The sequence below is a fragment of the Ferrovum sp. genome (assembly GCF_027317285.1).
GTDB lineage: Bacteria > Pseudomonadota > Gammaproteobacteria > Burkholderiales > Ferrovaceae > Ferrovum.
Genome location: NZ_DAHVHV010000068.1, coordinates 1 through 7865 on the forward strand (window position 1 = coordinate 1; position 7865 = coordinate 7865).

The 7865-nt window shown below is 59.1% G+C and carries 7 protein-coding genes; 1 reads left to right on the forward strand and 6 read right to left on the reverse strand.

Annotated elements, in window-relative coordinates; all coding sequences use genetic code 11:
* A partial coding sequence (locus M6F29_RS10590) for a hybrid sensor histidine kinase/response regulator (protein WP_298159573.1) occupies nucleotides 1–1456 on the forward strand: 1456 nt, incomplete at its 5' end.
* Here M6F29_RS10590 and M6F29_RS10595 read toward each other — a convergent pair.
* The 6 genes from M6F29_RS10595 to M6F29_RS10620 form a co-directional block, all read right to left on the reverse strand.
* Nucleotides 1453–2358, reverse strand: a complete 906-nt coding sequence (locus M6F29_RS10595) for a crotonase/enoyl-CoA hydratase family protein (protein WP_298159575.1) — start codon at nucleotides 2356–2358, stop codon at nucleotides 1453–1455. The two genes, M6F29_RS10590 and M6F29_RS10595, sit on opposite strands and share 4 nt — an antisense overlap.
* 193 nt (nucleotides 2359–2551) lie before the next feature.
* Nucleotides 2552–5347, reverse strand: a complete 2796-nt coding sequence (prsT, locus tag M6F29_RS10600; RefSeq protein WP_298159579.1) for an XrtA/PEP-CTERM system TPR-repeat protein PrsT — start codon at nucleotides 5345–5347, stop codon at nucleotides 2552–2554.
* Between the two features lie 60 nt (nucleotides 5348–5407).
* Nucleotides 5408–6265, reverse strand: a complete 858-nt coding sequence (locus M6F29_RS10605; protein ID WP_297457532.1) for a hydrolase 1, exosortase A system-associated — start codon at nucleotides 6263–6265, stop codon at nucleotides 5408–5410.
* Nucleotides 6252–7079 (reverse strand): hydrolase 2, exosortase A system-associated, encoded by an 828-nt coding sequence (locus tag M6F29_RS10610; protein ID WP_298159581.1) that lies wholly within the window; start codon nucleotides 7077–7079, stop codon nucleotides 6252–6254. The genes M6F29_RS10605 and M6F29_RS10610 overlap by 14 nt, the downstream gene beginning before the upstream one ends.
* A complete protein-coding gene (locus tag M6F29_RS10615) occupies nucleotides 7076–7327 on the reverse strand; it encodes an acyl carrier protein (RefSeq protein WP_297457528.1) in 252 nt (83 codons plus the stop codon). Before M6F29_RS10615 ends, M6F29_RS10610 begins: the two co-directional genes overlap by 4 nt.
* 151 nt (nucleotides 7328–7478) lie before the next feature.
* The coding region (locus M6F29_RS10620; RefSeq protein ID WP_298159585.1) for a PEP-CTERM sorting domain-containing protein at nucleotides 7479–7865 on the reverse strand (387 nt) is incomplete at its 5' end.

Genomic DNA, 7865 nt, shown 5'->3' on the forward strand with positions numbered 1-7865 from the left:
CGGTATGCTGGATAGTTCTTCCAGACTACTGTTATCCCTGCTCAATAACGTGCTGGATTTTGCCAAAATCGAAGATGGCAAGATGACCCTTGAACACACGGATTTTTCCGTGTACGGTGTCCTCGGGGAAACGGTCAGGATCTTCCGTTCCCAGGCGGAGGCCAAGGGCATCCTGTTTGATACCCGCATTGCGGCTGGGGTCGACCGTTTGTGCGGCGACCCCCTTCGGCTGCAACAGGCGCTCGCCAATCTGGTGGGCAACGCGGTCAAGTTCACCGAGCGGGGCAGCGTCACCCTTTCCTTTTCGGTGCTGGGAGAGGACGAACGATACACACGTGTGCGCTTCGAGGTGGCCGACACCGGTGTGGGGGTTCCTGTCGGCGCGCAAGGTGAAATATTCGAGAGTTTCACTCAGGCGGATGCCTCCACCAGTCGGCGCTTTGGCGGCAGCGGGTTGGGGTTGACCATCACCAGACACCTGGTGGAGGCCATGGGCGGGCACCTCTTCTTCGAGAGCACGGAGGGGTTGGGTAGCCGGTTCTGGTTCGACCTGGCGCTGGAGAAATCCCTCCAGAGCCAGCCAGAGGGGGCCGAAGTCGTGGCATGGCCCGGCGTCCGGGACCTGAGTCTCCAGGAGAAGCCGCCCCGTATCCTGGTGTGCGAGAACGATGCCACCAACCAGAAGATCTTGCTTCGGCTACTGGAACTGGCCGGCCATCATGTTTCCGTGACCACCAATGGTGAAGAATTGTTGGACCGACTGGAGCAGGAGGCCTTCGATCTGGTCATCGCCGATCTCAACATGGCTGGCATGAGCGGGACCGAGGCCCTGAAACTCTACCGCCTTACTCGTCCGGACGACACCCGCACCCGTTTTGTACTGTTTACCGCAGACGTAACCCTGAGCGCGCGCCAGGCTGCCCAGGAAGCCGGATTCGACGCCTTCCTGGGCAAGCCCGTGGACGCTTCCATCCTGTTTGGTACCATCGCAAACCTGCTGGGCAAGCCCGCCACCACTGCCGAGCACTGGCTGACTGCCGTTCTGGGCGGCGCCGGAATCCAGCCTGTCCCAGCAGCCTCTGAGGAAACTGGTGCCGTTCTGGAGGCCACCACCCTGAAGGAACTGGAAATTCTGGGTGCGGGCGATGCCCTGTTTGTGCACCGTCTGCTGTGCAACTACCTGAGCGACTCGGAGGAACTGCTGGACCAGATCGATCACGCCATCAAACACAAGCATTACGGCGCTCTGCGCGACCATTGTCACGCACTCAAGGGCAACAGCCTGGGCATCGGCGCCCGCGATGTATTCGCCCGCGCCGAAACCATGGATCGGGCCGAGATGGGTGAATTGCGTCTTCACGGCGCAGCCATGGCCGCGTCCCTGCGCAGGGACTATGCGGCTGCGCGTGCGGCCATCGAGGATTATCTTGCTCGCCGTCAGGCGGCCTCGCGTTAAAACGCCCGGGCGATTGCCTGTGCCGTTCCGACTTCCTGCTGCGCAACTTTGCGATCCTGCGCCCGCACCAGACGCTCCATGATTCTGAGGTCGCGCTCCTTCAAACGCAATGCCGCGTCCACCCAGATCTCGGCGATTTCGTACAGTTCCTCCACGGTGAGGGGATTCACGCGCTGTTTGGCGCGCTGAATGGCCTGGAATGAATTGAGGGAGCGGTGATTCCGGCGTATCCAGTCATAGAGAGCCCTTTCGCCCTGACCGTCCTCAGCCAGCACGTCTACCACGCCCATTTCGTGCAACTCCACGGCGGTATAAATTTTGCCCGAGCGCACCATGGCTTCGGCCGCCTGCATGCCGATCCTGCGCGATAAGAGGCTCAGTGCCCCCATGCCTGGAAAGAGGTTGAACAGCACTTCCGGGAATCCCATCTGGGCGCTTTTTTCTGCAATCATCACGTGAGAGGAAAGCGCTCCTTCGAACCCGCCTCCCATCGCCTGGCCCTGAACCAGGGAGATGGTCGTGATGGGCGCTTGCATGTTGTGGAGGACCCACAAGTTATCAGTGCACAATCTGGCGTAGGACAACAGTTTGTTTCGTGCCTGAGTCCGGATCGCTTCCTGAAATTCGGTCAAGTCTCCCCCGAGATTGAATACTCCTTGGACACTCGAGGCGGAAACCAGATAATTTGCCTGATAAAAATTTCCGTTTGAATAAACGTGCCCTTGAATGCTTTCAAGATGAGTATGGTGCCGTAACGACTCTTGCAACACCGCCCGGGTAAAACAGGGTCTCGGCTCGGACTGCATGAATGACCACATGACACCGTATTCTTCGTCGAAACGGGTGCGAATTTGCTCAAAGCCGACATGGTCGTACTGTTGAAATTCCACAACTGCGTTCATGATGTTCTCCCGGTGAGTTGTTTGGGCCGCCAGCGCGCTTGCGCGCCATCAGTCGCCTCACAAAACCATTCCAGATGGTCACGCCCACTATAATTCGCCTTTACCCTGACTCAATTCGGGTATAAAGGCGGTAAATTGCCTTCAATTCAGTGGATTGCGCCTGCTCCGGTCCGGGTTCCCATCCCACGGGCGGTCAGAGGTGGCTCAGCAGCGTCCTGGCTTCGTTTTTCTGGGGGAATTCCTTGGGGCTGTTGACCAGACTCTCGAGGATTCGACGTCCCTGGTCCTTGTTTCCCGTTTGAACGAGCGCTTCGGCATAGTGATATTGAATATCCAATGCCTCGGGCATCCGGGTGGCCACCGGTTTCAACAGTTCCAGTCCCTTCTGGGGGTTTCCCTGGCGGGTATAGATCCATCCCAGCGTGTCTTCGATATTGGGGTTGTCCGGGGCCAGTTGGTATGCTTTCTGGGCGGTTTCCAGGGCAAGGGCGTTATGGGTGTCCAGATACAGATACGCCAGGTTGTTCAGGATGACCGGATTGTTGGGGGTTTTTTGCAGAATGTACTGGTATTGTTCGATGGCGGATTTTTGATTGTTCTCGGCCAAATCCCGTGCGGCAAGATAGTTGCGTCCCACCAGATCGTTGGGGTGCGCGGCCAGCCAGCGCTGGATATGCTGGTCTGCCTCCCGGGGTTTCCCGCTCTGGACCAGGGCGTTATCCAGTTTGAGTTCTCCCACGGTGGTGGCGAACACCTTCTGGGCCTGGGCGTAGGCAGCCGTGGCGAGGTCATAGCGTTGCTGCTGGAAAGCGATGTCTCCTTCCAGGATCGGGCCTTCGGGGGATCTTGGGTGGGATCGCTGATAATTTTCGGCCAGGCTCTGGGCTTCCGCGTACTTCCCGGTCGTCAACTCCAGTCCCACCAGGCGATTCAGGGCATCCAGGTCATCGGGTTGCAATTGAAGCGCTTTTTTCAGGGAAGTGATGGCCCCTTCGTTCTCCTTGTCCAGGGTCTGTGCCACCGCCAGGCGCAGGTAGGCCATGGCGGACTGGGGATTCAGTTCGGCAATTTTGGTGTAGGTGGCAATGGCTTCCTTGTTTTTTCCCGAATTCAGTTGCGTCTCGGCCAGCAGTTCCAGCGCCGTGGCATTGTTCGGGTTGGCCGTGACGGCAGCCTGGGCCAGATTGAGGGCTTCCGCGGTCTGTTTCTTTTTCAGGTAGAAGGTGATCAGTTCGATGTCCGGGGCCAGTACCGTGGGATTGGCCACCGAGGCTTTCTTCAGCCAGTCCACATAGGTCTGCTCCTGTCCCTGGAGGGCGGCCAGGCCAGCCAGGCCTTCCATGGCCTGAAGGTTTTTCTGGTCATGGCTCAGCACGGATTCGAGGATTTTCTGCGCACCGGGGAAATCATGCTTTTTGACGGACAATTGGGCCAGATTCAGAGCGGCAGGGCTGTAGGCCGGATCCAGGGCCAGCGCCTGGGTGAAACTTTTTTGAGCGGCCGTCAGGTCGTTCAGGCCAATGTAGGCTGCTCCCTGGAGGTTATAAAAGTTGGGGTCCCTGGGGTTTTTGCTGATCAGTAACTGGGTATGTTTGAGCGCCTTGTCGTAACTCTTGCTGCCCAGGTAGGTCAGGACCAGGGCGTTGTCGGCCTGAAGATAGTTGGGGTCCAGTTTGCTGGCGGCCTCGAGGTCCGAAATGGCCCTGCCTTCCTGTCCCGTGGCCAGCAGGCTCAGGGCGAGTTGGGTGCGCAGGACTGCATTCTGGGGGTTTTCCTGGGCCGAAAGGGCAAGGATTTTGGAGGCTTTTTCAAAATCGCCCAGTTCGGTGTAGATCTGGGCGGCCAGGGCCGAGGTTTCCGCGTCGGTTGGTTCGGCGCCCAGAAGGGGGGTCAGTGTTTTCAGGGCTTCCTGGGGCTGGTGCTCCTTGAGTTCGACGCGGGCCAGCATTTTCCGGGCATAAAGGTTCTTTGGGGAGGCGCTGACAAACTGACTCAAATCCTTTTGGGCTTCCTCATAGTGGTTGAGTTGCAGGGCGGTCAATCCACGCAGGAGAATGCCGGGCATGAAATCCGGGGCGGACTTCATCACGGCATCGAGGTCGTCTCGCGCCACCGGGTACCGTTTGTTCCCGTAATCGATGAGCGCCTGCAGGTATTTGCCCATGAGGGTGTTGGGCAGCACCTTGTTGTAGGTGTTCACTTCGGCTTCGGCCTGATCCAGTTTCCCCATGGCCAGATACAGGGAGGCCAGACTGGCCAGCGCCGGGCCGTTTTTCGGGTCGGCGACCAAAGCCTGCCGATAGGCGGCGAGGATCTCTTCGGGCGGCGCATCATGGCCGCGCAACAGGTCCCCCTTCATGATCCAGGCCGTGGCATCCTGGGGGTTGGTCCGGGTGATCTTGTCGATGAGCTGGGTGGCTTCGTCGGTTTTCCCCTGGACCAGCAGGAAACGGGCCTGACTCCGCTGTACCCGGGCATCCGTGGGGGCCAGTCGAAGCGCGCTGTCGAAGGACGCCTGCGCATGGGGCAGATCGTTCAACCCCAGGTAACCATCCCCGCGCAGGACCAGAAGTCCCGCGGCCTGGGTGGGGGGCAGAGTGGCATCGGGTTGGACTTCATCGATGATTTTCTGGAATTCCCCCCGGGAGAGATATGCCTGTCCCAGGGTTTCCTCAACCTCGCTACTGTGGTTCCCGGACTGGAGAACCCGGTGCAGTTCATCTTCGGCGGCGGCCAGGTTGCCGGTGTTCAGGTAAATGGTCCCCAGCAATGTGCGGGCCTGGAGGTTATTGGGCTCTTTCTGAAGCGCATTTTTGAGTTGGATGATGGCAGCCTGTTCTTTCCCTTGGGCCTGATAACTCTGGGCTTCCTTGATCATGTCCGGTACCGAGGCGCTTTTTCCGCAACCGGAGAGGGTGAAAACAGAAAGAAGAAGCGTCGAACAAAGGGCAGCGAGCGGGGTTGTCCTAACTTTGAGGGAATGAGACATGGTCGTTGATTCCTGATGGGTTAAGAGGCAGATGTCCTGATTATAGCGAGTGTGGGGGCCTCAAGAGAATTCTTTTGGGCTCAGGGAGTTGACCCATCCCGCGCTGTGCTGAATGACCTGTTCATTCGATTGGCGTCGTGAAAAGGTATGATCCGCTTCGGGCAGGTCATGACGGGTGACGGCCGGGGATGAAAGCCAGGATTTCCAGGGATCGGAGGCCTTGACGGTCTCCTCGAATTCCCGGGCCGTCAGGTCCTGGCCGCTGAGAATGAGCAGGGTCGGTCCCGCATAGTCGGTCAAGGCGCGCTGCATTCTTTCCGGCAGAGGGGGGAGGGGGTCCAGAGGGGGGGATGGCCGGGCCATTTTCAGGGCGGCCGTGCAGAGTTCCCGGAGTGACTGGGTCAACCTGAACCGTCCGGAGAGGATTTTCTTCCACAACTGTCGATCCGTAAGGCGGTTTCGATAGTAGTGCTTGATCTGTGCCTTGGCCAAACCTTGCTCGGTGCGGGTCCACGGGTTGCAAAGAATCAGGCCGGCAACCTCCGGATTGAGGCGGGTATGAAAGATGGCGGCAGAGGCAGCATCGCAGAGTCCCCATAATACGATGCGTCGGGTGGCCGGTGAGTGGGTCTGGAACGCCTGGAAGGCTGCGCTGACGTCTTCCTGGATTTCTTCGAAATTCCGTAGGGCGCCTGTGCTGTCGCCCATTCCCCGGTAATCGAAGCGCAGGCTGGGGATATTGTGTCGGGCCAGGCCCCGGGCCAGCAAGGTGAATTGGCGATGACTGCCCGTACGGCACTGGGGGCCGCCCACAATGATCAGTACCCCGAGCGTGGCGGGGTTTTCCGGTTGAGTCAGAATGCCCACCAGAGCGTCGCCCCGGCATTCGAACGTGAGCGGCGTTTCAGTGTAGGGCATGAAGCATCTGCCCGGTGGATCGGGTGATGAGGTCCGGACAATCCGTGATTTCCTGGGTCTGCCAGAAAGGTTCCCCGGCAAAGGAATGGAACGTGACGCGCCCCCCCCTGGTCTGCCAGGATTCGAGAAGGCGCTGGGTGGCCGGGGTCGGCAGACCATTGGGTCCCTGCAACTCGAACCATTGGATTGGCAGGTGCAGCGGGGGCGTCTCTGAAAGGTTGACGTGATCCAGCGCATGGGCCAATTCCGGGGTGAGGTCGTACCCTCCGATTTCCAGAATTTCCCCCTGGTGAAGTTTTTCCCGAAGCGCTTGGGTCGTGATCCTGGACGAGTCGCTGGAGGCCATGGATGCCGCCACCCGCAGGCGCAGAAACTGGGTCAGGAACGTCGAACCGTTGAACACGGGTTGCCACAGGATGCAGGGCAGCGTGGTTTCGTTTCGTTCAAGAAAATCCAGGGCCAGCAAGGCGCCCAGCCTCAATCCCCAGAGGCCCACCGGACAGGAGAAACGGGCCGAGAGCCAGGCCAGTCCCAGACGCAGGTCAGCATGCCATGTTTCCCAGCGTGCATCGCGCAGTTCGCCTTCGCTGTCGCCGCAGCCATGAAGGTCCATCACCAGGACGGCCACGCCCGAGGCGGCCAGAGCCTGGGCCTGCAGGGAGACCATCCGGCGCGATTTGTTCATTTCCTCGCCAAAAGGCGGCACATACAACCAGGCGCCGGAAGGAGTCCGGGGGGGAGCATGAAGAACGCAGAACCGTTTTCCCTCGTCGGCCTGAAGATAAAAAGGCAAGGGAAACGACGGGTCGCTCATGGGCGCAACTTGTGATCCACGAAGGCGGTCAGCGAGCCCAGGGTCCCGAATACGTCCGCGTTGATTTCATCGTCCTCGATGGTAAACCCGAAATGCTCTTCCAGCGTGGTGATCAGGTTGACGACGGCCATGGAATCCAGTTCGGGGATGCTGCCCAGCAAAGGGGTCTCGGCATGAAACGAAGAAACTCGGGGGCCGAGTTGCAGCACCTGATCCAATAGCTCCCGAAGGGCGTTTTCAGTACTCATGACGGGAATTTCTCCAAAATCGGTCTGCCGCATTATAGTACAAGGCCGCCTCAGGCGGCACTTGATGCAGCGTCGGCCGATGGGCTACGCCGAAGCGCCCGACCGGTGCGGCAAGACACCGCCGGTGGAAGTGCCCAACCCCAAACCCTATTTAAGCAATTTTTCTTTTGGTGAGGTACGCGATACCGAACAGGCCGAGGCAGATCAGCATCAGGGGCATGGGTTCGGGAACGGCGCGCGGAGGGGGAGGGGAGTCTCTCATCCCGGCATTGGTAAAGGCGGTGGAGTACGTTTTCCCGCTGGAAGAGGTTCCATAGGCGACGGCAAAGGTGCCTTCGGGCAAGAGGTTGTTCTGGATGTTGAGGTAATCGTGCCCAGCAAAACCGCTGGTCTTGAGGGAGAATACATAGATGCCAAAGTTCGTGGCCTGGATGCCGTCAACCGCCAGAGCTGCAGCACTCCAGTTGGTAAAACTGTTGGATTTGTCGGCCCCCGACAACTCCAGAAAACTGTAGACATTATTAGAGGAGGTCATGGC